The organism is Pseudomonas sp. TH32, from assembly GCF_016650855.1.
GTDB lineage: Bacteria > Pseudomonadota > Gammaproteobacteria > Pseudomonadales > Pseudomonadaceae > Aquipseudomonas.
In genome coordinates this window covers 5,030,227-5,053,730 of record NZ_JAEKFA010000002.1, presented here as the reverse complement: position 1 = coordinate 5,053,730, position 23,504 = coordinate 5,030,227, and the positions used below count along the sequence as shown (strand labels likewise).

Genomic DNA, 23,504 nt, shown 5'->3' with positions numbered 1-23,504 from the left:
CGTCAGAATGGGCTAGGTGATAACGGTTATTCGAGGTGAGTGACACATGTATCACGGGGAACGATTCAACGCCTGGAGCCACTTGCTCGGGGCGGTTGCGGCTTTTGTGGGCGCGGTATGGATGTTGGTGGTGGCCGGTATGGACGGCAGCCCCTGGAAGATTGTCAGCGTGGCGATCTACGGTTTCACGTTGTTGGTGCTGTACAGCGCGTCGACCGTGTACCACAGCGTGCGCGGACGCAAGAAAGCGATCATGCAGAAGGTGGATCACTTTTCGATCTACCTGCTGATTGCTGGCAGCTACACACCGTTTTGCCTGGTGACGCTGCGCGGGCCGTGGGGCTGGACGCTGTTCGGGATTGTGTGGGGGCTGGCGGTGATCGGCATCCTGCAAGAGATCAAGCCGCGCTCCGAGGCGCGGATCCTGTCGATTGTGATCTATGCCGTGATGGGCTGGATCGTGCTGGTGGCGGTCAAGCCGTTGATTGCGGCGCTCGGGCCCACGGGGTTTGCCTGGCTGGCCTCGGGCGGGGTGCTGTACACCGTGGGCATTATTTTCTTTGCCCTCGAGGACCGCCTGCGGCACTCCCACGGCATCTGGCATTTGTTCGTGATCGGCGGCAGCCTGCTGCATTTTGTGGCGATCATGGGGTATGTGTTATAGCCGGTCCAATTGCTCCTGGGCGCGGCTGCCGAAGATCTCCAGCAGGCTCGCCAGCATGTGCGGCGGCGGTTCGTCGGTGCGAGTCAGGGCGTACAGCGTGATGGGCAGCGGCGGTGCCAGTGGGCGAATGCAGGTGGTCGCCGGCGACGCGCCGAGGGCGGTGAACGGGTCGATGACAGCCAGCCCGGCGCCCGACTCGACCATGGCTCTGGCCAGTGAATAGGTCTGCACCGCGATGCTGACCCGGGGCGGCGGATCCACCGCCTCCAGGTAGCTGTCCAGCTTGGCCGACAACGGGTCGGCGCTGGACAAGCCAATCAACGGCGCGCCCGCCAAAGCCATCAATGGCAGCGGTTTGCCCAATTCGTTTTCCTTCCAGTAACCCAGTGGCGCCAGCGCCACCAAGACGCCGTGGGCCAACGCCTGGGCGCTCAGCCCCGGGTGATCGGGCGGCTGCAGGGTCAATGCCACGTCGACTTCGCGCATCAGCAGGTTTTGCACCAGCTCGCGGCTGTGAGCGCTGGACAGCTCACAGGCGATGTCCGGGTAGCGTTGGGTCCATTCGCGGATGGCCGGCGGCAGCAATGACAAGGCCAGCGCTGGTGTCGCGCCGATACGCAGGCTTTGGCCCGGCTCGCGGCGCAGGTTCTGTGCCAGGCGCCGCACGCCTTGCAGGCTCTCGGTCACCTTGTCGACCTCCCGCTCCAGCGCCAACGCTTCCGGCGTCGGTTGCAGCTTGCCGCGGATGCGCAGGAACAGCGGGAAGCCCAGCTGCAACTCGGCGTGTTGCAGCACCTTGCTCACCGCCGGCTGCGAGACGTGCAGCAACTGGGCGGCGGCGCTGATGGAGCCGGTCTGGCGGATGGCCTGGAAGATTTCGATATGACGCAAGCGCATGGGCAGTCCATAACCTTTGTTTAAGGGTGACCCATCTTTATTCATTGTCCCGCCGCTGTCACCTGCCCCTAACCTTCAACCCGGACAACACAGGGTTAAGGAACGGACATGGCTCAGCAGGTTTGCATCATCGGCGGTGGGGTTATCGGCCTGGCGAGTGCCTATGCGCTGGTGCGTGCCGGTATGCAAGTGACGGTGGTCGAGGCCCGGGAAACCCTGGGCAGCGAGACCAGTTTCGCCAACGGCGGGCAGTTGTCCTATCGCTATGTCGCGCCCCTTGCAGATAAAGGCGTGCCGCTGCAAGCCATCGGCTGGATGCTGCGCGGTGACTCGCCGCTGAAGCTGCGCCCGCGCATGGACCCGGCGCAGTGGCGCTGGATGGCTTCATTCCTGGGCGCCTGCCGGGGCTCGGTGAACCAGCGCAATGCGGCCCATCTGCTGCGCCTGGCGTCCCTGAGCCAGAACACCCTGCAACGCTGGCGTGAAGAAGACCAACTGGGCGACTTCCACTGGCGGCGCAACGGCAAGCTGGTGACCTTTCGCACCCTCGACAGCTATGAGCGCGCACTGAATAAAGTCACCGACCCGTTGCAACAGCAAGTGCTCTCGGCGGCGGACTGCGAGCGGCTGGAGCCGACCCTGGACGGCGGCCGTTTCTTTGGCGGCATCTACACGCCCAACGAAGAGGTAGGCGACTGTCATGCCTTCTGCCAACAACTGGCGGCGCGCCTTGAAGCGTCGGGGCGCTGCACATTTCTGCTGGGACGCAAGGTGACACGAATCCATCATCACGCAGGCCGTGTGCATTCGATTGAAATGGGCGACGAGGCGCTGTCTGTCGAGCACCTGGTACTGGCCGCCGGGCACCGCAGCCCCGAGCTGGCCTTGCCCGGCATGTCATTGCCGCTCTATCCCCTCAAGGGCTACAGCCTGAGCGTGCCGATTGGTGCGCAGCATCAGGCGCCGAATATCAGCATCACCGACTACGATCGCAAGATCGTCTACGCGCGCATCGGCGAGCAACTGCGGGTGGCGGCGATGGTGGATATCGTCGGCTTCGACACCCGGCTTGAACCCAAGCGCCTGGCGCTGATTAAACGCCAGGCCCTTGAGACTTTCCCGCTGGCCGGTGACTACACGCATGCGGTCGAATGGGCCGGCATGCGCCCGGCCACACCTACCGGAGTGCCGCTGATTGGTGCCAGCGCCTGCAGCAACCTGTGGCTTAACCTTGGCCACGGAGCCCTCGGGTTTACCCTGGCCTGCGGCAGCGGGCAGGTGCTGGCCGAGCTGATCGGCCAGCACACGACTTCCATTGATATGCAGGGCTTCGCGCCCCGTGCCGCTTGAGGATTTTCCGATGACCATCACCCGAATCAACAGCAACAATCGCCTGTCTGGCGCCGTGGTGTTTCAGGATCTTGTGTTCCTGTCCGGACAGGTGCCGGGGGAAGGCCGGGATGTGACGACACAGACCCAGGAGGTGCTGGCCAAGATTGACGCGTTGTTGGCCGAGGCCGGCAGCGACAAGGATCATCTGCTGAACGCAACGATCTACCTGAACAATATCGAGCAGGGTTTTGCGCCGATGAATGAAGTCTGGTCCGCCTGGTTGTCACCGGGGCAGGCACCGACGCGGACCACGTTGCAGGCGCAGTTGGCGCGACCGGATGTGCTGGTCGAGATCAGTGTCATTGCGGTACGCCGTCCATAAACAACTGGAAAAACCAACGGAGAATAACAATGCAAAAAATCCTGTTGATGAGCTTCACTTTGTTGATGGGCATTCAGGTCCATGCTTCTGAAGCCCCACTGGAAGGCACGCTAAGCAAGATCGCCAACGCCAAGACCATCACGCTCGGCTACCGCGATGCCTCGGTGCCGTTCTCCTACGTCGGTGACCACAGCGGAAAGCCCATGGGTTATTCGGTGGAGCTGGCGAACAAGATCGTCGAACGCATCCAGCAGAAAACCGGGGTGCCGAAGCTCAACGTGAAGTACAACCTGGTGACCTCCCAGACCCGGATTGCCCTGGTGCAGAACGGCACCGTTGACTTGGAATGCGGCTCCACCGGCGTGACCGCCGAGCGGCAGAAGCAGGTGGCGTTTTCCTACGGGTTTATCTACGTGAAGGGCCAGTTGCTGACCGCCAACGACAGCGGCATCAAAAGCTTCGCCGACCTTAAGGGCAAGAACGTGGTGACCACCGCTGGCACCACCAACGAGCGTTTTCTCAAGAGCTACAACGTTGATCACAAACTGAACATGTCAGTGATCAGCGCCAAGGACCATGGCGAAGCGTTCCAGATGCTGCAATCCGGCCGGGCGGCGGCGTTCTACATGGACGATGCGTTGCTCTACGGCGAGCGCGCCAAGGCCAGGGACCCGCACAAGTGGGTGGTGGTCGGGGAAGAACAGTCGCGGGAAATCTACAGCTGCATGGTGCGCAAGGACGATCCGCAGTTTCTCGCGGTGGTCAACGAAACCCTGGCCGGGCTGTATAGCTCGGGGGAGATCAACGGGATTTACCAGCGCTGGTTTGAACAGCCGATCCCGCCCAAGGGCTTGAACCTGGAATTCCCGATGACCAGTGAGTTGAAGGCGATTATTGCCAAGCCGGTGAGCGACCCGGTGGAGTAGTGGAGTGGTAAAGCGAGTTTAGAAATCGCCCCACAATTGCTGGGCCACCGACAGTGCCACGACTGGCGCTGTTTCGGTACGCAGTACCCGTGGGCCCAGGCGGGCGGAGTGAAAACCTGCGCCCTGGGCGGTCTCGACTTCGCCATCGGTCAAGCCACCCTCCGGCCCGATCAGGAAGGCCAGGCTCCCAGGCTTGGCATGGCTCACCAGCGGCTCGGCCACCGGGTGCAGCACCAGCTTCAAATCTGCCTCGACTTGCTTCAACCAATCCGCCAGCAACAGCGGTGGGTGAATTACCGGCACCCGCGAACGGCCGCACTGCTCGCACGCGCTGATCGCCACCTGGCGCCAGTGCTGCAGTCGTTTGTCGGCGCGCTCGTCCTTGAGGCGCACTTCGCAGCGGTCGCTGAAGATCGGGGTGATTTCATTCACCCCAAGCTCGGTGGCTTTCTGGATCGCCCAGTCCATCCGCTCGCCACGGGACAGGCCCTGGCCGAGGTGGATCTGCAACGGCGACTCAATCTGCCCGGCGAAGGTTTCGGTGACCTGCACCACCACGCGTTTTTTACCGACTTCCAGCAAGCTGGCGCGAAACTCCTGGCCGGAGCCGTCGAACAGTTGCACGGCGTCGCCTTCGCTCATGCGCAATACGCGGCTGATGTAGTGCGCCTGGGCTTCCGGCAACTCGTGGTCGCCAAGGCTCAGGGGGGCGTCGACAAAAAAACGGGACAGTCTCATTTCTGTTCTCGGAAGAAATACAAAACCTGTGGGAGCCGAGCTTGCTCGCGATGACGCAAGCCTTGGCACCCGGTTAATCAAGTGAACTCAATCAACCCGGATCACGAAACCCCGGGTGGAAATCCTTGGGCACCGCCACGCTGACCTTGCTGTTGGTGGCGATGTCGATCCCTTCGCTGGCCACTTCCGCCAGGAAGTCGATCTGCTCCGGAGTAATCACGTACGGCGGCAGGAAGTACACCACGCTGCCCAACGGCCGCAGCAACGCGCCGCGTTCCAGGGCATGTTCAAACACCTTGAGGCCACGGCGTTCCTGCCACGGGTAGGCGGTCTTGGTGGCTTTGTCCTGCACCATCTCGATGGCCAGCACCATACCGGTCTGGCGCACCTCAGACACGTGAGGATGGTCCACCAGGTGCGCGGTGGCGGATGCCATGCGCTGGGCCAGGGCCTTGTTGTTTTCGATGACGTTGTCTTCTTCGAAGATATCCAGGGTCGCCAGGGCCGCCGCACACGCCAGTGGGTTGCCGGTGTAGCTGTGGGAGTGCAGGAAGGCGCGCAGGGTCGGGTAGTCGTCGTAGAAGGCGTCGTACACGTCGTCGGTGGTGACCACGGCGGCGAGCGGCAGGTAGCCGCCGGTCAGGGCCTTGGACAGGCACAGGAAGTCCGGGCGGATGCCGGCCTGTTCACAGGCGAACATCGTGCCGGTGCGGCCAAAGCCCACGGCGATTTCGTCGTGGATCAGGTGCACGCCATAGCGGTCACAGGCCTCGCGCAGCAGCTTGAGGTACACCGGGTGGTACATGCGCATGCCGCCGGCGCCCTGGATCAGCGGCTCGACGATCACGGCAGCGACGGTGTCGTGGTTTTCGGCGAGGGTCTGCTCCATGGCCTGGAACATATTGCGTGAATGTTCTTCCCAGCTCATGCCTTCGGGGCGCAGGTAGCAATCCGGGCTCGGCACCTTGATGGTGTCCAGCAGCAGCGCCTTGTAGGTTTCAGTGAACAGCGGCACATCGCCCACCGACATCGCGGCGATGGTTTCGCCGTGGTAGCTGTTGGTCAGGGTGACAAAGCGCTTCTTGTTCGGCAGGCCGCGGTTGAGCCAATAGTGAAAGCTCATCTTCAGCGCGACTTCGATGCACGACGAACCGTTGTCGGCGTAGAAGCAGCGGGTGAGGCCCTCGGGGGTCATCTTCACCAGTCGCTCCGACAGCTCGATCACTGGCTGGTGGCTGAAGCCGGCGAGGATCACGTGCTCCAGCTGATCGACCTGATCCTTGATGCGCTGGTTGATGCGCGGGTTAGCGTGGCCAAACACGTTGACCCACCAGGAGCTGACGGCGTCGAGGTAGCGTTTGCCTTCGAAGTCTTCCAGCCAGATGCCTTCACCGCGCTTGATCGGGATCAGTGGCAGTTGCTGGTGGTCTTTCATCTGGGTGCAGGGATGCCAGAGCACCGCAAGGTCGCGTTGCATCCACTGATTATTCAAACCCATGTTCATTCTCCTCGAAGCGGCTCGCGGCAGGCGCGGGCGAAACAATCGCGCAAGCCTATGCAATGCCGGCCTGTGTCACAACCCATTGCAGGTTTGAAGCGTAAATTGATGGTAAACACAGGACAGTCCGTCACGTTTCTTCTGGATAGTCCTTAATCTCTTGTTAACTTACTCTGCATACGCTCTTGATCGTATTTCTCGATATTTCAAAGCGAAATTTTCCGCTTTAATTCGATAGGTAAATCGATAGTCTTGGCACAGCTCTTACGGGATTTGGGACATGCAACTACGTAATTCATCGGCCCGTTACGGCTGGGTCAGTATTGTTTTGCACTGGGGCGTGGCCCTGGTGGTGTTCGGTCTGTTCGCGTTGGGCCTGTGGATGGTCGGTCTCGACTACTACAGCACCTGGCGCAAAGACGCCCCGGACCTGCACAAGAGCATCGGCATCACGCTGTTCGCCATCATGCTCGTGCGGATCGTCTGGCGTTTGCTCAGCCCGCCGCCGCCACCGCTTGCCAGCTATAGCCGCATGACACGCCTGGGGGCTGCGTTTGGCCACGCATTCCTGTATCTCGGGTTGTTTGCCGTGATGATTGCCGGTTACCTGATTTCCACCGCAGACGGTGTCGGGATCCCGGTGTTTGGCCTGTTTGAGATTCCTGCGCTGGTTTCCGGGCTACCGGACCAGGCAGACACTGCAGGCGTGGTGCATTTGTACCTGGCCTGGGTATTGGTGGTGTTCGCCGGCCTCCATGGTGTGGCTGCGCTGAAACACCATTTCATTGATCGTGATGTGACCCTGGTTCGTATGCTGGGGCGCAAAGCCTGATGTTCAACCTCGACTCACAAGGAATAGAAAGCATGTTGAAAAAGACTCTCGCCGCTCTGGCCATTGGTTCTGCTCTGCTGACTGCCGGTCAGGCGATGGCAGCTGACTACGTTGTCGACAAGGAAGGCCAGCACGCCTTCGTGGACTTCAAGATCAGCCACTTGGGCTACAGCTTCATCACCGGTACCTTCAAGGACCTGGACGGCAAATTCAGCTTCGACGCTGCCAAGCCTGAAGACAGCAAGATTGAGTTCAACGTCCGTACCGCCAGCGTATTCACCAACCACGCCGAACGTGACAAGCACATCGCCAGCAAAGACTTCCTGGACGTTGGCAAGTTTGCCGATGCCAAGTTCGTTTCCACCAGTGTTAAAACCACTGGCAAAGACGCTGCTGGCCACGTGACTGCTGACGTCACCGGCGACCTGACCTTCCATGGCGTGACCAAGCCTATCGTGGTCAAGGCCACCTTCCTGGGTGAAGGCAAGGATCCATGGGGCGGCTACCGTGCCGGCTTTGAAGGCACCGCCACCTTCAACCGCCAGGACTTCGGCAAGCAGATGGACCTGGGCCCAGCGTCCAACACCGTTGAGCTGTATGTGACGTTTGAAGGTGTGAAAGCGAAGTAATTTTCGCCAGCCACACAAAAATGCCCCGGATCTCGCGATCCGGGGCATTTTTTATTGCGCTTTGAAAATCAGCGGTTGCGGGTCAGCAACGCCGGCTTTTCACCACGTGGACGGCCTGGCAGTTGATCCAACTGCTCAGGTGTCAGCGTGCGATCGCTTTTCGACTCTTTGTGGATGATCTTCGGTGCCGGGCCGCCGCGCGGGTTTTGCACCGCAGGCTCAGACAAACGAGGTTGATCATCACGGGCCGGGCGACGGTTGCGCGACTCTTCGCGACGGGCCTGGCCGTCACGCGGTGCGCCGTTACGCGGGCCGCTGCGCTTGGCCGGCGGGGTGCCGGTGGTGGCACCATTGCTGCTGCGCGGACCGTTCTGACGGCCTTGTGGCTGGCCGCCGGTACGCGGAGCACCTGCGCCTGCACCCTGTGCCGGGGCACCTGGACGGCGACCACGACCCTGGGCCGGCTTGGCCTGGGGCACGTAGTCAACGCGGTTACCGAAGTTGTCCACGTCATCGTCCAGGAACTCGTCCGGCGCACGGTCGGCAGCGGCACGTGGCGGCTGGCTCGGCTGGCGCTGTTCGCGGGCCGGGGTACCTTCACGGGGCTTTTGCTCACGGGCCGGGCGTTCGCCACGGCCATTGGTCGCAGCCTTGTCCTTGCCGCCCTTGTCCTTGCCCTTGTCTTTACGACCGCCACCACCGCCGCCGCCGTTCGGGCCATCGCCCTTCGGACCGCGTGGGTTGTTGCGCGGGTTACGCACGTCTGGACGTTCGCGCACTTCAGGCTTCTCAGCCTCAACGGCGCTCGAGTCGAAGCCCATCAGGTCGCCGTCGGCGATTTTCTGCTTGGTCATGCGCTCGATGCTTTTCAGCAGTTTTTCTTCGTCGGGAGCGACCAGGGAAATGGCCTCGCCCGAACGACCGGCCCGGCCAGTACGGCCGATACGGTGCACGTAGTCTTCGTCGACGTTTGGCAGCTCGAAGTTGACCACGTGTGGCAACTGGTCGATGTCCAGGCCGCGAGCGGCGATATCGGTGGCCACCAGGATGCGCACTTCACCGGCCTTGAAGTCGGCCAGGGCTTTGGTGCGGGCGTTCTGGCTCTTGTTGCCGTGGATCGCGACGGCGGTGAGGCCGTGCTTGTCCAGGTACTCGGCCAGACGGTTGGCGCCGTGCTTGGTGCGGGTGAACACCAGCACCTGTTCCCACGCGCCGGCGGTGATCAGGTGGGCCAGCAGGGAACGCTTGTGAGCGGCGGGCAGGCGGAACACGCGCTGCTCGATACGCTCGACTGTGGTGTTCGGCGGCGTGACTTCGATGCGCTCGGGGTTGTGCAACAACTTGCCCGCCAACGCGGTGATGTCGTTGGAGAACGTGGCCGAGAACAGCAGGTTCTGGCGTTTGGCCGGCAGGCGCGCGAGGACCTTTTTCACGTCATGGACAAAGCCCATGTCGAGCATGCGGTCGGCTTCGTCCAGCACGAGGATTTCCACGTGGGACAAATCGACGCTGCCTTGGCCGCACAGGTCGAGCAAACGGCCCGGGCAGGCAACCAGTACGTCGACACCGCGGGACATGGCCTGAACCTGTGGGTTCATGCCGACGCCGCCGAAGATGCAGGCGCTGACGAACTTCAAGTCGCGGGCATACAGCTTGAAGCTGTCATGCACTTGGGCGGCGAGTTCGCGGGTAGGGGTCAGGACCAGTACGCGCGGTTGGCGCGGGCCATGACGCTGGGATTTGTCCGGGTGACCGTTGGGGAACAACCGCTCCAGGATCGGAAGGGCGAAGCCGCCGGTTTTACCAGTACCTGTCTGAGCCGCAACCATCAGGTCGCGGCCTTGCAACACGGCGGGAATGGCCCGCTGTTGCACCGGAGTAGGCTCGGTATAGCCCGCTGCCTCGATGGCGCGGACTAAAGCCTCGGAGAGACCGAGGGAAGCAAAGGACATGAGTAATCCTGTTTTAGTTAGGGCTTGGCCCAGAGGGATAGTCTTGCCTGGCGTGAATGGCGTTTAGATGAACGCAATCCCGTCCGGTCCTGCTGGGGCTGGCGGGCACTCAGACGGCTCGCGCGGGCTTGAAAGCTGCGCTGTAGCGGGGTCGGGTGCCTTTTGCAAGACCGAAGCGTCCGGGCGTAAGCCTGGCGGAAAGGCCGGAGTATAACAGAGCAATCACTCTGCGCTGCTTTCCTGCTGCTCAACGGTGCTCGCGGGCAGGGCCAGCGCGCTGGTTTGAGCACTCGTGCCGGCGTATTTGGCGCTCAAGGCCGCGTAGGCCGGCTCTTGCTTGAAGCGTTTGAGTTCGGCGGCAAAGCGTTGCACCAGTAAATCCATGCCGGCACCACGGCGCACGGCCAGGAATTGTGGCTGGCTGCTGACCACTTGAGGCGCCTGGGTGATCTGGTCCTCAAGCCCGAGGGCCTTGAGCACATGCTGGCCGACCCTGCGGTCGGTAATCACCAGGTCTATCCGCCCGAGGGCCAGTTTGCCGAAGTTGGCCTCATGACTGGCGGCCGGCTCCTGCTTGAACAGGGTGGATTCGTTGAATTCGGCGCCGTAGAGGTAGCCTGGCGAGGTGCCGATGGTCAGGCCGCGCAGGTCGTCGAAGGTCTGGAACGGATGCGGGCGGTCATTGGCGTAGAACAGCACGAACTCGACCCTGGACAGTGGCTCGCTGGGGTACAGCAGCACTGCGTCGCGTTCATGGCTGTGGAAAATATCCAGTGCGCCATCGGCCTGGCCCTGGTCGAGCATCGCCAGGCAGCGTTTCCACGGCAGAAACTGCCAATCCACATCGATGCCCAGGCGCTGGAACACGATCACCGTGGTCTCGTAGTCGAGCCCGCGCATGGTGCCGTTGTCGTCATACACGTAGGGCGCCCAGGGCTCGGTGACAATACGCAGTTTCTCGCCGTGGGCGCCGAGGCTCAGGCAAGCGAAAAGAACAGCAGTCAACAACCGGAAAGTGACAGGCATGCCCTGAGATTACGACTGTATCGGACTAAAGAGAAGCTCTGGCACAGTGATCTGCGGGCGCCCGCAAGGTTTACTTGCCCGGAGATTTGATCAGGTGTTCGTAGATCGCCTCGCGCCGCTCACCCAGAATCACCCGCACCACGGGATTGGCAAACCAGTGCTCCAACAGGTGAGCATCAACCGGCCGGCCCTGGCGCTCTTCCTGATTTTGCCGGGCCTTGTCCCACCAAACCGGGCCACACGCCTGGTCGAACTCGTTTTCATGTTCATAGCAGCCGTAGAGGATTTCCCGGATGAACTGCTGTTGGTGCTTGGGCAATGCCAGGGTGATCAGCTTGTACATCATGCGTTGCAGGCGCGGCGGGCGGGGCAGGTGGGCGGAGACTTGGCGCGTGTCGTCCAGGGCCGCGACGCTGGTGGGGTTCGCCCGATGCTTGGCGATCCATGCCTTGACCTTGGCCCGGAACAACTGCTTGCGGCTCCAGTAGTGATGGATCAGGTCCGGGCATTCACGCACGTTGAGGGTGCGATAGGCGGCGATGGACAGGCAGAACTCTTCCAGGGTGTAGGCGCCCTGGGCATGGGGGAACAGTTCGTCCATCAGTTCGATCGAGCGGTCGAGGATATGCGCGTCCTGCTGCGTGAGGCCCATGACGCCGGAGTTGAGGGTCATCATGTCGTCGTCGGCCACGCCCATGTCCAGCAGGCGCTGATACAAGGCGCTGTACAGGATGCTTTCGTGGTTATCGCCGTACTTGGTGTAGAAGGCGTTGCACAGCAGGGTGCCGGGCTGCACGCGTTCAAACAGCGCGAGGGGCGAATGATGGAAAAACGTGTCGGTGTCGATCAGCAGCGCCACGTCGGATTCTTGCAATACTTGCCGCAGCACCACGTGCTTGGTGCGGAAGTGGTAGCCGTGGGGCTCGCTCCAGCGTTTGCGTGTGGCCTCATCCAGCGGGCGCACCCGTACCGGCAGCAGGCGATACGGCTCGGGGTTGTCGCTGAAGACCTGGATATCGATGCCTGTATCCGGCGCATCGCGCAGGAACGACAGGGCGCTGGCGATGCTGAATACCGCTTCCTGATGGTAAGTCTCTGCGCCGAACACGAGGTAGACCAGTTGCGGGCGGGACGTCGGGGCGGCTGTATTCATGAACTGCAGAATTCCGTGTACGTTTCGAACGACAAAGGCCCTCAATATGAGGGCCTTTGCATTTCGGAACAGACCTTAGCGTGGCAGCTTGAGGTTGTTCCAGATAGCGAGGCTTGGCTCAGCCTGGTTCAGGGTATAGAAGTGCAGCCCTGGTGCGCCACCTTGCAACAATTGTTCACACATTTCGCTGATGACCTGTTCGCCGAACGCCTGGATGCTCTGGACGTCATCGCCGTAGGCTTCCAGTTGTTTGCGAATCCAGCGTGGGATTTCAGCGCCGCAGGCGTCGGAAAAACGCGCCAGTTTGCTGTAGTTGGTGATCGGCATGATGCCCGGCACGACCGGAATGTTCACGCCCATCGCCTGCACACGTTCAACGAAGTAGAAGTAGCTCTCGGCGTTGAAGAAGTACTGGGTGATCGCACTGTTGGCGCCGGCGTTGGCCTTGCGCACGAAGTTCTGCAGATCGTCTTCGAAATTGCGGGCCTGGGGGTGCATCTCCGGATAAGCGGCCACTTCGATGTGGAAGTGATCACCGGTTTCTTCACGGATGAAGCTCACCAGGTCATTGGCGTAGCGCAGTTCGCCGCTGGCCATGCCCATGCCGGATGGCAGGTCACCGCGCAGGGCGACGATGCGCTTGATGCCGGCTTGCTTGTATTGGGTCAGCAGGCCGCGCAGGTCGGCCTTGCTGTCGCCTACGCAGGACAAATGCGGGGCAGCAGGTACTTTGGCTTCGCTTTCCAGCTGTAACACGGTGTTGATCGTGCGATCGCGGGTGGAGCCACCGGCACCGTAGGTGCAGGAGAAAAAGTCGGGGTTGTAGCTGGCCAACTGCTTGGCTGTCGCCATCAGTTTTTCATGCCCAGCATCGGTCTTGGTCGGGAAGAACTCGAAGCTGTAGCGACGGTCTTGGGACATGGTCATACCCTTGGGAACTCGAAAGCCTGTAAGGCAAGCCCGCCCCCGGGAGGGGGCGGGCAGCCAAGCCGATCAGTAGCGGTAAGCGTGCGGCTTGAACGGACCTTCAACGCCAACACCGATGTAGTCGGCCTGGGTCTTGGTCAGTTGAGTCACTACGCCGCCGAAGCCGCGGACCATTTCCAGGGCCACTTCTTCGTCGAGTTTCTTCGGCAGTACTTCCACGGTCAGGCGCTCGGCTTTCTGGGCGGGCGACAGGTCGGCGTATTTCTGGCCGAACAGGAAGATCTGGGCCAGTACCTGGTTGGCGAACGAGCCATCCATGATGCGGCTTGGGTGGCCAGTGGCGTTGCCCAGGTTTACCAGACGGCCTTCGGCCAGCAGGATCAGGTAGTCGTCGTTCTGCGGGTCGAAATCACCAGCACCGGTACGGTGAACCTTGTGTACCTGTGGCTTCACTTCTTCCCATGCCCAGTTCTTGCGCATGAAAGCGGTGTCGATTTCGTTGTCGAAGTGACCGATGTTGCACACCACGGCGCGCTTTTTCAGGGCCTTGAGCATATTCGAATCGCACACATTCACGTTACCGGTGGTGGTCACGATCAGGTCGATCTTGCCCAGCAGGGCCTTGTCGATGCTTGCTTCGGTGCCGTCATTGACGCCATCGATGAACGGCGAAACCACTTCGAAACCGTCCATGCAGGCTTGCATGGCGCAGATCGGGTCAACTTCGGAAACCTTGACGATCATGCCTTCCTGACGCAGGGACTGGGACGAACCCTTGCCCACGTCACCGTAGCCGATCACCAGGGCTTGTTTGCCCGACAGCAGGTGGTCAGTACCGCGCTTGATCGCATCGTTCAGGCTGTGACGGCAGCCGTACTTGTTGTCGTTCTTGCTCTTGGTCACCGAGTCGTTGACGTTGATGGCCGGGATTTTCAGCTCGCCCTTGGCCAGCATGTCCAGCAGGCGGTGTACGCCGGTGGTGGTTTCTTCGGTCACGCCGTGGACGCGGTCGAGGATCTGCGGGTACTTCTTGTGCAGCAGCTCGGTCAGGTCACCGCCGTCGTCGAGGATCATGTTGGCGTCCCATGGCTTGCCATCCTTGAGGATGGTTTGCTCCAGGCACCACTCGTACTCTTCTTCGGTCTCGCCTTTCCAGGCGAACACGGCGATACCGGCAGCAGCGATAGCGGCAGCGGCCTGGTCTTGAGTCGAGAAGATGTTGCAGGACGACCAACGTACTTCGGCGCCCAGGGCAACCAGGGTTTCGATCAGCACGGCAGTCTGAATGGTCATGTGGATGCAGCCGAGAATCTTCGCGCCCTTGAGCGGCTGCTCAGCGGCGTACTTGCGACGCAGGCCCATCAGGGCTGGCATTTCGGATTCGGCGATAAAGGTTTCGCGACGGCCCCAGGCAGCGAGGGACATGTCGGCGACTTTGTAGTCGGTAAAACCTGCAGGCGTGATTACAGCGCTCATGAAGAGCCTCCATTCGTAGTGTGCGAATGGGCGCCGTTGTGCGTTTAGTATCCAGCTGGCTAACCAGGCCGGACAACGCCCCATCCGAGCCTGACAGGTCGAGCCTGCTGCAGCGCCCCTCGGACAGGTGGCGGGAGAACGGTATCAATCGAAGATGACCGTTTTGAAGCGGAGGCGATTATAGCCGTCTGCGCCTGACTTCTAAAGCCTTTCTGTCGGCGGCATGAAGATCGCGCATGGGGCTGATAGGCAATGGCTCATAGAGCTTGGGCCCGGCCTCTGCCATGATGTTGCCCATCATTTCGCATCACGCTTTGGAGTGAACATGAACTTCCACACCCGCAAATGGGTAAAACCCGAAGACCTCAACCCCAACGGCACCCTGTTCGGTGGCAGCCTGCTGCGCTGGATCGACGAAGAAGCGGCCATCTACGCGATTGTCCAGTTGGGCAACCAGCGGGTGGTGACCAAGTACATCTCTGAAATCAACTTCGTCAGCGCCTCGCGCCAGGGCGACATCATCGAGCTGGGTATCACCGCCACCGAGTTTGGCCGCACCTCCATCACCCTGACCTGCGAAGTGCGTAACAAAATCACCCGCAAGAGCATCCTGACCGTGGAAAAAATGGTCTTCGTCAACTTGGGTGAAGACGGCTTGCCGGCGCCCCATGGGCGTACCGAGATCAAATATGTAAAGGATCAGTTCAAGGACGATGAGGCCGGCGAATAAGGTAATGCCGGGTTAATTGTTAACCTGATCTTTCCGGGGCGGATCTTTTCCGAACTCTCTCGTCACTCAGGGCTACATCCTGTTGAGAGGTTTCGTTGATGAATTTGCTCCCTTCCGTTTCACTGAACACCCCGGTAATCCCGAACGCCACACTCGCTGTGGATGCGCCGAAAGGCGTGGAGAAGACGCTCTTGAAGGAGGTCGGTGAGCGCAAGCTGACGCTGACCCGCAACGGTGACGGGACCGTGCAGCTGGCCCTTTCACCGCCGCCGGTCACGCAGATGGTGCTGAGTGGCGGGGGCCAAAGGCATCGCGTTCCCGGGTGTGGTTCAGGCGCTTGAAGATAAAAAGGTCTTGGCGGGAATCAACACTATTTCCGGTTCGTCCGCAGGCGCGATATCCGCTGCGCTGTTGGCTAGCGGTATGAACGCCAAGGACTTCGAGACGCTTTCGAACAGCATCAACCTTCCCGAACTGCTGAACAGCAAAGACCCCGTGACGGCGTGGTTGCAGAATGCCAGTTCCGCCATTGGCAAATTGGCTGGGCGCCTGCCCGGGCCGGCGGGCAGTATCTCGCAAATATTGTTCACCCTGCTGCCGCGCCTGCAAACCGAAGCGCAGCCCCTTGAGGACCTGATCGGCAAGGAGTCACGCGAGGCGCTGCTGGCGCAGATCGCCGAAACCCCCCGGGAAAGCCGGCCTGCGGAGGTCGTGAAAATCGCGGACAAACTGAGTGCTGGCAGCGGGCCGACGTTTGGCGATCTCGCCGTATTGAGCGTTCATATACCTTCGGTCAAGCAGCTCGGCATCACCGGCACGGGCATGTTCGACGGCCGGCCGCAACTGGTGGTATTCAACGCCAGCTTGACCCCCGACCTGGATATTGCCCGGGCAGCCCATATATCCGGTTCATTGCCAGTGTTGTTCAAGAGCCCGACGGAGCAAGGCCACGCCTTTCAGGAGAGCGGCGAGCAAACGGGGTTCCAGGATGGCGGGTTGATGGTCAATACACCGTCCGGTGGTGTGATCGACCCAACGGCCGCGCACGAACCCTTGAGCAAGCCTGAGGCACTGATTGTCATGTTCGAGTCCGAGGTCTCGCCAGCCAAGACGCGTGGCAGTTTAAAGGACAGCATTGCCGATAAAGTTACGGGCACTGCACTGACGGCGGCTGCGGAGTATCAGGCGGCCAAGCTTAAGGATCAGGTCGACCAGACCGTCGTGTTACCACTGAAAACCGAAAAGGGTGATTTTCGCGGGCTGCTCAACGGCACCGTTAACTTCACCATGACTGACGAGCAGAAAAAGCATTTGCAGGTGTTGGCCCGTAGCGCCGTGGAGACGCACATGGGGCAACGTGCAGAGGTGCGTGAGCAGCATCAGTTTCCTTCCTTGGAGGATGCGGTGCTGGCCATGGACGACACACTGTTGGCCCGCGTGGAGGCGGACTTGCAGAAGGACCCGGCCGCTCATGATGTGCTGAGGTTTCGAGGCGGCGCAAAGCAGGCATTACAAGCACTGGACGCCGCCATTGCCGACGCCAATCAGGCCAGTGACACGCTGACGCTGACACCGAAGTTGTCGTCGGCATTGCGTAATCTCGATGCGTTGGCAAGCCGCCCTGAGCAGGTCGAGTGGTTGGGGCGCCAGCTGAATGCTGCGGGTCATCCCAATTTCCAGCAACTCTTGCAAGGGCTGAGTCAGAAGCCCTCTACAGAGAAGGCGCAGCTGTCCAGGGTCATGACGAGCGCGGTGAACGAAATGAAAAAGCGCGATATCGCCGTGATCGCCGAAAACTTCACCCGGGAGGTTATCTACCCGTCCCTGTTCCGACCTGGGCAGCCGGACAGCAATGTCGCGTTATTGCGCCAGGCGGAGTATGAGCTGGCCCAGGTGACGACCCCCGCCGAGTTCAATCAGGTGTTGGACCGCCTCATTGCGAACTACGGGGCCCGCAATAAACCCTGGAGCAAACCCTTCAGTTCAACGACGATCGAAATGGCCAAGGCCTGGCGCCTGCCCATTAAGTGATTCGCCACTGAACAGCCCTGAACGCCGCGTGTCGTAGCTAAAAGCACACAACGGATTCAGGAACGCCATGGCCACTGAAAAAGACGGCAAGACCCCCAACCTGTCGCAGGAAGAGCAACACGACGTCGACAAGAACCAGCCGCCTCGTGCGGCGGTTCTGCACGAAATCATCCGCACCCAGGGCGATCAGGAGCTGGAGCGGAGCGTGGCGGCGTTGTGGTGGTCGGCGCTGGCCGCCGGCCTGACCATGGGCCTTTCATTGATGGGCATGGGCTTGCTCAACTCGCGGCTGCCGGATGGCGAAGAGTTCAAGGTGATTGCCAGTTTTGGCTACTGCGCAGGCTTTCTTGCGGTCATCCTCGCGCGCCAGCAGTTGTTTACTGAAAACACCCTGACGGCAGTGTTGCCGGTAATGAGCAAGCCCACCCTGGGCAATGCCGGCCGGCTGTTGCGCTTATGGACGGTGGTGCTGGTGGGCAACCTGTGCGGCACCTTGCTGGTGGCGTACGTGATGCTGCACCTGCCGATCTTCGACACCAAGACCGACCTGGCCTTCCTGGACATCGGGCGCAAGGTCATGGAGAACGACACCTCCCAGATGTTCGCCAAGGGCATCGTGTCCGGCTGGATGATCGCCACCATGGTCTGGATGATCCCGTCCATGGAAAGCGCCAAGCTCTGGATCATCATCCTGATCACCTACTTGATGGCGCTGGGGGATTTCACCCACATCGTGGTGGGCTCGGCGGAAGTGTCGTACCTGGTGTTTGCCGGCGAACTACCGTGGAAAGACTTCTGGCTGATCTTTGCCGGGCCGACGCTGGCGGGCAATATCATCGGCGGCAGCTTTATCTTTGCGCTGATCAGCCATGCGCAGATTCGCAGCGAAAGCAGTTTGCCGGGGAAAGCCGCTGCGGATCCAAGGCATCCGCAGCAGATCAACAAGGATCAGTGAGTGTCCGGCGTCGCGGCTGGCGCCGGCTCATCCTTGGTCACATGCTTGACCAGCTTACCGATGCTCAAGCCCTGCAACAGGATCGACGACAGCACCACGATGTAGGTGATGCTCAGCAGCAAGTCACGCTCCGGGCCCAGCGGCAAGGCCAGGGCCAATGCCACGGAAACCCCGCCGCGCAGGCCGCCCCACGTGAGGATGCGGATGGTTCCGCGGGGTACTGTGCGCCAGCGTCGCAGCAGCAGGATCGCCGGGGCCACCGTCAGCAGGCGTGACAGCAGGATCGCCACGGCCAGCAAACTGGCGGCCAGCACGTGCAGCCAGTTGAACGGCAACAGCAGAAGCTCCATGCCGATCAGCGCAAACAGCAGGGCGTTGAGCATGTCATCGAGCAGCTCCCAGAAGCCGTCGAGGTAGCGCCGGGTCATGTCGTTCATCGCCAGCTTGCGACCCAGGTTGCCGATGATCAGGCCCGCGACCACCATCGCGATCGGTGCCGAGACGTGCAGTTCGGTGGCCATCGCCGACCCGCCGATCACCAGGGCGAGGGTCAGCATCACTTCGATCTGATACTGCTCGATGCTCTTGATCATCAGGTACACGATGTAGCCGATCAGGCCGCCGAATACCACGCCGCCAATCGCTTCATGGGCGAACAGCATGGCCGTAGCACCGACGGTGGGCGTCTCGCCCAACTGCGCGATGCCCAGCAACACGGTGAACACCACCACGGCTGTGCCGTCGTTGAACAGCGATTCGCCGACGATCGTGGTTTTCAGCGGCTTGGATGCGTTGGCGGTCCGCAGCACCCCGAGCACGGCAATCGGGTCGGTGGGGGAAATCAGCGCACCGAACAGCAGGCAGTACAGAAAGCTCACGTGCCAGCCGAACAGGGCAAAGATGTAGAAGGCCAGGCTGCCGATCACCACCGTGGCGATCAATACGCCGAACGTGGCGAGCAGGCCGATGGGCCAGCGGTAGCTGCGCAAGTCGCTCAGGTTGACGTGCAGGGCGCCGGCGAACAGCAGGAACGAGAGCATCCAGTTCATCAGCAAGTCGCCGAAGTCGATCTGGCCGATCAACTGCTGGATGCGCTCTTCAAGGCCGGGGTAGCCGATAAAGCTCAAGCCTTGCAGCAGCAGGGAAAACATCAGCGCCGTCACCATTACACCGATGGTGGGCGGCAGGCCGATGAAGCGGTAGTTCACATACGTGAGCAGGGTGGTCAGGCAAATAAACGCAGCGACAAGTTCAAGCATCCGGGGTCCTTGGACAGAGGGGGGAGTGAAGATCACCTGTGGGAGCTGTCGAGCCCCGGCGAGGCTGCGATGGCATCACCTCGGTGTGCTTGCAAGACCGCAGCGCCGGTATCGCAGCCTCGCTAAAGCTCGACAGCTCCCACACGGAACACATTTATCAGTTGGGTACGTTGACCGCAGTTGTACTGCGACGTTGCAGGTAAATGAAGAAAAGTGCCGCCAGTATCGTCAGGCAGCCCAGCAGTGCACCGGTCCAGGGCAGGTCCGACAGGTCGGCACCGCTGGCCACTACCAGCCCGCCGATCCAGGCGCCGGCGGCGTTGCCCAGGTTGAAGGCGCTCTGGTTCAGGGTCGAGCCGAGGTTCGGCGCTTCGTGGGCCTGGTCGATGATCAGCAGTTGCAGGATCGGGCACAAAGCGAAGGCGAACACGCCCCACAGCAGTAGGGTAATCGCCGCCGGGATCACCGAATGGCTGGTTTGGCTGAACACCGCCAATATCAGCACCACCGCCAGGGCCATGCCCACCAGCGAGGGCAGCAGGCGGCTGTCGGCCAGGCGCCCGCCGATCATGCTGCCCGCGGTGAGGCCGACGCCGAACAGGAGCAACATCAGCGTAATGCCGTGGGGGCTGACGCCGGTGATGTCCTGCAAAATCGGCGCGATGTAGGTGAAGACGCTGAACAGGCTGATGGAGGCCAGGACGCTCATGCCCAAGGCCAGCAGCACGTTGGGTTTGGTCAGCACCCTGAACTCGCTGGCGAGGTTGGCCTTGTCCATCGCAATGTGCTTGGGCAGCCACAGCCATTGGGCCACGGCGGCAATCACGCCGATGACCGACACCGCCCAGAACGTCGAGCGCCAACCGGCGTATTGGCCCAGCGCAGTGCCCAACGGCACGCCGAGCACGTTGGCCAGGGTCAGGCCGGTGAACATCATCGCAATCGCCTGTGCCCGTTTGTTCGGCGCCACCAGGCCGGCGGCCACTACCGAGCCGATGCCGAAGAACGCACCATGGCACAGCGCGGTGACCACTCGGGCGGCCATCAGCGTCGCGTAGTTCGGCGCCAGGGCGCACAGCACATTGCCGAGGATAAACATCACGGTCATGCCCAGCAGCGTGGCCTTGCGTGGCATGTTGGCGGTGCCGATGGCCAGGATCGGTGCGCCGAACACCACGCCCAGGGCGTAGCCGGTTATCAGCAGGCCGGCGTTTGGAATGCTCACGGACAGGTCACGGGCGACGTCGGGCAGCAAGCCCATGATGACAAATTCGGTGGTGCCGATGCCAAAGGCGGCAACGGCCAGTGCAAGCAAGGCGAGCGGCATGCGAGGATCTCCTGTCGGTAATCGTGACGCTCTGATCAGGCATACGCATACCGGCGCCCGGATCGGGAAGGATCGGGCAGCAGCAAAAATTTATTGGTATAGGTCTTTGCGCAACTGAGTGCGGCGTGGTCGGCTTTAGTATAAACAGCTGATGACATATGGCGAATCAATTCTATGTTTTCTGACTGGGGAGTCACCGGTGATTGCAACGGCTCTGGTACTGGTAGCGGCGCTGTTGCATGCGACGTGGAACACCTTGATCAAATTCAGCGGCGAGCGCCTGTTGGTGATCGCGTGCATGGACAGCGTAGCGTTGCTGTTTGTCTTGCTGGCGGTGGGGTTCGTGTCGCTGCCGCCGCTGGACATCTGGCCGTGGATCATCGCCTCGGCGCTGTTTGAATTGCTCTACCGCTACCTGCTGATCCAGGCCTATCGCGTGGGTGACCTGGGGTTGGTGTACCCCTTGATGCGCGGGCTGTCGCCCCTGGTGGTGCTCGCGCTGACGCTGGTGTTTGCCGGTGAGGTGCTGAGCACCCAGCAGATCCTCGGCATTCTGCTGATTCCGTTCGGCATGTTGTGCCTGTTATGGCAGGGCGGCGGCGGTGACCGGCTGCCCTGGTCAATGCTGCCGGTGGTGGCGCTGATTGGCCTGTGCATCGGTTGCTACACCTTCCTCGACGGCCAGGCGTTGCGCCGTTGGTCGCACCCGCTGGATTACCTGGTGTGGCTGACGCTGATCAGCGCCTGGCCGTTTCCGTTACTGGCGATGGTGCGCAAGCGGGCGGCGTTCGGGTTGTTCTGGCGCACGCAGTGGCGGCTGGGGCTGAGCGTCGGGTTATGCGTGTTGTTGAGCTACGCTCTGGTGCTTTGGGCCATGCAACTGGGCTCGATTGCCGAGGCTGCCGCGCTGCGGGAAGTCAGCGTGATTCTGGTGGTGCTGTTCGGCATGCGTTACCTGAAAGAACCTTTCGGCCGCCCGCGGCTCATAGCCTGTGGGTTGGTGCTGATCGGCATGTTCGTGATGAAACTCTAACCGTCGGATAAAACTAAAAAAGGAATGGGTTATGACAGTCGCTTTCTGGTGTGTGTTGATCGCAATCTTTCTGCCGTACCTGTGCACGGGCGTGGCCAAGTTCAGCGGCGGCAAGTTCGGGCCCCGGCAGAACCACGACCCGCGTGCCTTCCTGGATACTCTGGAGGGGTTCGCCAAGCGTGCCCACAGTGCACAACTCAACAGCTTTGAAGTGACCCCGGCCTTTGCGGCGGCAGTGATCATTGCCCATTTGGCAGGCGGCGCTTCGCTGGTGACCATCAACGTACTGGCGGTACTGTTTATCACCAGCCGGTTGCTCTACATCATCTGCTACCTGGCGGACTGGGCGATGCTGCGGTCGGTGGTGTGGGCGGTGGGGATGGCGTTGATTGCGAGTTTCTTCTTCGTCTCGATCTAAAGCCTGGCACTGTTCAAATGTGGGAGCGAGCAAGTCGAATCATCGCACCGCCGCTCCCACACAAGCCCGCTTCCACATAGGTCAGTGGTGTTATTCAGGTTCCTGTCGGTGCGTCCGGCACTTTCGGCAGCGCCGCGCCTTTGGGCCACAGCATCCAGATCTGGCCCTGCTGCTTCATGTTGCCCGCCAGTTCCCCTGCGGCATCACCCGTTCCCCAGAACAGGTCGGCGCGCACTTCACCGGTAATTGCACCACCGGTGTCCTGCGCGGCCACCGGGCGGGCAATCGGTGCGCCATCCGGTCGCGTAGTCGACAGCCACAACAGGCTGCCCAGCGGAATCACCTTGCGATCCACCGCCACGCTATAACCTGCAGTCAGCGGTACGTTCAGCGAGCCACGCGGGCCTTCGTTGCTGTCGGGGCGGGCACTGAAGAATACGTAGCTGGGGTTGCTCGCCAGCAATTCGGGAATCCGCTGGGGATGAGCCTTGGCCCAGGCGCTGATGGCGCCCATGGTCACGTCTTCTTTTTTCAGCTCGCCTTGCTCCACCAGCCAGCGGCCGATGGGGCGGTACGGGTAGCCGTTCTGATCACCGTAACCGACACGCAATTGGCGGCCGTCGGCCAGTTGGATACGGCCCGAACCCTGGATCTGCAGGAATTGCAGGTCCATCGGGTTGGTCAGCCAGGCGATCGGTTTGGCGGTGGAGCCTTGCTGGTTGATGGCGCTGGCGTCGTCATAAGGTTTGAGCACCCGACCTTCCAGGCGACCGCGCAGGCGCTTGCCCTTGAGTTCCGGGTAGATGCTTTCCAGGTTGACTATGATCAGGTCATCCGGCACGCCGAACACCGGCACATGGGCGGTGGCGGTTTCGGTGAGGCTGCCGGGGTAAACCGGTTCGTAGTAGCCGGTGATCAGGCCGTTGGGGCTGTTGTCTGCCGAACGCAGGCCGTAGACATCGAGGTTGGCCTTGAGGAAATCACGAATCGCCACCGCGGTGGACGGCACGTTGGCCGACGCCGCGCACGTCGCGCCCCACACCGGGTCGGCCTTGAGCCGTTGGCAGGCACTGCGCCAGGACTCGAAGCCGGCCTGCAGGTCGCTGTCCGACACGGCTGGCAGGTTTTCCCAGGTAGCGCCGACGTAGGTCGCGATGGCGTGGGGCTTGGTTTTATCGTCCTTGCCGGTGTCGCAACCGGCCAGCAACGCGATCATTGGCAGAGCCCACGCCAGGCGGCGGCTCCAGGGTTTAAAACGGGTATTCATGCACATAATTCCTGAAGCGATTGCCCGTGCCGGTTGGCGTTCGAGCAACCCT

Annotated in this window: 21 protein-coding genes, 1 pseudogene and 1 riboswitch; of the genes and pseudogenes, 11 read left to right on the top strand and 11 right to left on the bottom strand. The window is 61.4% G+C overall.

Translation table 11 applies throughout. The features are described 5' to 3' along the window. Window positions 1-46 precede the first annotated feature (46 nt). The gene (trhA, locus tag JFV30_RS26885; protein WP_008434116.1) at window positions 47-664 is read left to right on the top strand and encodes a PAQR family membrane homeostasis protein TrhA; all 618 of its coding nucleotides are present in this window, start codon (window positions 47-49) and stop codon (window positions 662-664) included. Here the strand turns inward: trhA and JFV30_RS26880 are convergent. Next, on the bottom strand, window positions 659-1,561 hold the full coding sequence (locus tag JFV30_RS26880) for a LysR family transcriptional regulator (RefSeq protein ID WP_201125593.1): 903 nt from the start codon (window positions 1,559-1,561) through the stop codon (window positions 659-661). The two genes, trhA and JFV30_RS26880, sit on opposite strands and share 6 nt — an antisense overlap. Before the next feature lie 108 nt (window positions 1,562-1,669). Between JFV30_RS26880 and JFV30_RS26875 the strand changes: the two genes are divergently transcribed. The 3 genes from JFV30_RS26875 to JFV30_RS26865 are packed head-to-tail and all read left to right on the top strand — an operon-like array spanning window position 1,670 to window position 4,201. After that, window positions 1,670-2,911: a D-amino acid dehydrogenase gene (locus JFV30_RS26875; protein WP_201125592.1), complete on the top strand. Its 1,242-nt coding sequence runs from the start codon at window positions 1,670-1,672 to the stop codon at window positions 2,909-2,911. Between the two features lie 10 nt (window positions 2,912-2,921). Next, window positions 2,922-3,275, top strand: a complete 354-nt coding sequence (locus tag JFV30_RS26870) for a RidA family protein (protein ID WP_201125591.1) — start codon at window positions 2,922-2,924, stop codon at window positions 3,273-3,275. 47 nt (window positions 3,276-3,322) lie between these two features. Beyond that, complete coding sequence (locus JFV30_RS26865) at window positions 3,323-4,201, top strand: transporter substrate-binding domain-containing protein (protein ID WP_446739881.1); 879 nt, start codon at window positions 3,323-3,325, stop codon at window positions 4,199-4,201. 18 nt (window positions 4,202-4,219) lie between these two features. Here the strand turns inward: JFV30_RS26865 and JFV30_RS26860 are convergent, their stop codons facing one another. Next, window positions 4,220-4,939, bottom strand: a complete 720-nt coding sequence (locus JFV30_RS26860) for a 16S rRNA (uracil(1498)-N(3))-methyltransferase (protein ID WP_169386937.1) — start codon at window positions 4,937-4,939, stop codon at window positions 4,220-4,222. 91 nt (window positions 4,940-5,030) lie between these two features. Further along, window positions 5,031-6,437: an adenosylmethionine--8-amino-7-oxononanoate transaminase gene (locus JFV30_RS26855; protein ID WP_201125589.1), complete on the bottom strand. Its 1,407-nt coding sequence runs from the start codon at window positions 6,435-6,437 to the stop codon at window positions 5,031-5,033. Between the two features lie 280 nt (window positions 6,438-6,717). Between JFV30_RS26855 and JFV30_RS26850 the strand changes: the two genes are divergently transcribed. Together JFV30_RS26850 and JFV30_RS26845 are read left to right on the top strand one after the other, a co-directional pair. Continuing rightward, on the top strand, window positions 6,718-7,269 hold the full coding sequence (locus JFV30_RS26850; protein WP_010167627.1) for a cytochrome b: 552 nt from the start codon (window positions 6,718-6,720) through the stop codon (window positions 7,267-7,269). Between the two features lie 32 nt (window positions 7,270-7,301). Continuing rightward, on the top strand, window positions 7,302-7,898 hold the full coding sequence (locus tag JFV30_RS26845; protein WP_201125588.1) for a YceI family protein: 597 nt from the start codon (window positions 7,302-7,304) through the stop codon (window positions 7,896-7,898). A gap of 68 nt (window positions 7,899-7,966) precedes the next feature. Here the strand turns inward: JFV30_RS26845 and JFV30_RS26840 are convergent, their stop codons facing one another. The 5 genes from JFV30_RS26840 to ahcY form a co-directional block, all read right to left on the bottom strand. Continuing rightward, complete coding sequence (locus JFV30_RS26840; RefSeq protein WP_010167623.1) at window positions 7,967-9,850, bottom strand: DEAD/DEAH box helicase; 1,884 nt, start codon at window positions 9,848-9,850, stop codon at window positions 7,967-7,969. A gap of 222 nt (window positions 9,851-10,072) precedes the next feature. Further along, the gene (locus JFV30_RS26835; protein WP_201125587.1) at window positions 10,073-10,876 is read right to left on the bottom strand and encodes a substrate-binding periplasmic protein; all 804 of its coding nucleotides are present in this window, start codon (window positions 10,874-10,876) and stop codon (window positions 10,073-10,075) included. Window positions 10,877-10,946: 70 nt separating this feature from the next. Then, window positions 10,947-12,029 carry a hypothetical protein gene (locus tag JFV30_RS26830; protein ID WP_201125586.1) on the bottom strand — a complete coding sequence of 361 codons (1,083 nt, stop codon included), beginning with the start codon at window positions 12,027-12,029 and terminating at the stop codon, window positions 10,947-10,949. A 75-nt stretch (window positions 12,030-12,104) separates the two neighbouring features. Then, window positions 12,105-12,950: a methylenetetrahydrofolate reductase [NAD(P)H] gene (metF, locus tag JFV30_RS26825; RefSeq protein WP_201125585.1), complete on the bottom strand. Its 846-nt coding sequence runs from the start codon at window positions 12,948-12,950 to the stop codon at window positions 12,105-12,107. 72 nt (window positions 12,951-13,022) lie between these two features. Next, window positions 13,023-14,432, bottom strand: coding sequence for an adenosylhomocysteinase (gene ahcY / locus JFV30_RS26820; protein WP_010167616.1), 1,410 nt, complete (start codon window positions 14,430-14,432; stop codon window positions 13,023-13,025). 21 nt (window positions 14,433-14,453) lie between these two features. Further along, window positions 14,454-14,559, bottom strand: a riboswitch (S-adenosyl-L-homocysteine riboswitch). Window positions 14,560-14,757: 198 nt separating this feature from the next. Here ahcY and JFV30_RS26815 point away from each other — a divergent pair. The 3 genes and pseudogenes from JFV30_RS26815 to JFV30_RS26805 all read left to right on the top strand — a co-directional run bounded on the left by JFV30_RS26815 (window position 14,758) and on the right by JFV30_RS26805 (window position 18,148). After that, a complete protein-coding gene (locus tag JFV30_RS26815) occupies window positions 14,758-15,162 on the top strand; it encodes an acyl-CoA thioesterase (protein ID WP_201125584.1) in 405 nt (134 codons plus the stop codon). Between the two features lie 98 nt (window positions 15,163-15,260). Beyond that, window positions 15,261-17,193 (top strand): annotated as a pseudogene (locus tag JFV30_RS26810) (patatin-like phospholipase family protein). Between the two features lie 67 nt (window positions 17,194-17,260). Further along, entirely contained in the window at window positions 17,261-18,148 is an 888-nt protein-coding gene (locus JFV30_RS26805) for a formate/nitrite transporter family protein (RefSeq protein ID WP_201125583.1), read from the top strand. Here the strand turns inward: JFV30_RS26805 and JFV30_RS26800 are convergent. Then, entirely contained in the window at window positions 18,142-19,407 is a 1,266-nt protein-coding gene (locus tag JFV30_RS26800) for a cation:proton antiporter (RefSeq protein WP_010167608.1), read from the bottom strand. The genes JFV30_RS26805 and JFV30_RS26800 overlap by 7 nt on opposite strands. Before the next feature lie 157 nt (window positions 19,408-19,564). Then, window positions 19,565-20,734, bottom strand: a complete 1,170-nt coding sequence (locus JFV30_RS26795) for an MFS transporter (RefSeq protein WP_201125582.1) — start codon at window positions 20,732-20,734, stop codon at window positions 19,565-19,567. 199 nt (window positions 20,735-20,933) lie between these two features. On the opposite strand from JFV30_RS26795, the gene JFV30_RS26790 reads away from it, so the two are divergent. Together JFV30_RS26790 and JFV30_RS26785 are read left to right on the top strand one after the other, a co-directional pair. Beyond that, window positions 20,934-21,767, top strand: a complete 834-nt coding sequence (locus tag JFV30_RS26790; RefSeq protein WP_010167604.1) for an EamA family transporter — start codon at window positions 20,934-20,936, stop codon at window positions 21,765-21,767. A gap of 31 nt (window positions 21,768-21,798) precedes the next feature. After that, on the top strand, window positions 21,799-22,185 hold the full coding sequence (locus JFV30_RS26785; protein WP_201125581.1) for an MAPEG family protein: 387 nt from the start codon (window positions 21,799-21,801) through the stop codon (window positions 22,183-22,185). Window positions 22,186-22,279: 94 nt separating this feature from the next. Here JFV30_RS26785 and mltA read toward each other — a convergent pair whose 3' ends face one another. Continuing rightward, window positions 22,280-23,452: a murein transglycosylase A gene (gene mltA, locus JFV30_RS26780; RefSeq protein WP_201125580.1), complete on the bottom strand. Its 1,173-nt coding sequence runs from the start codon at window positions 23,450-23,452 to the stop codon at window positions 22,280-22,282. Window positions 23,453-23,504 lie beyond the last annotated feature (52 nt).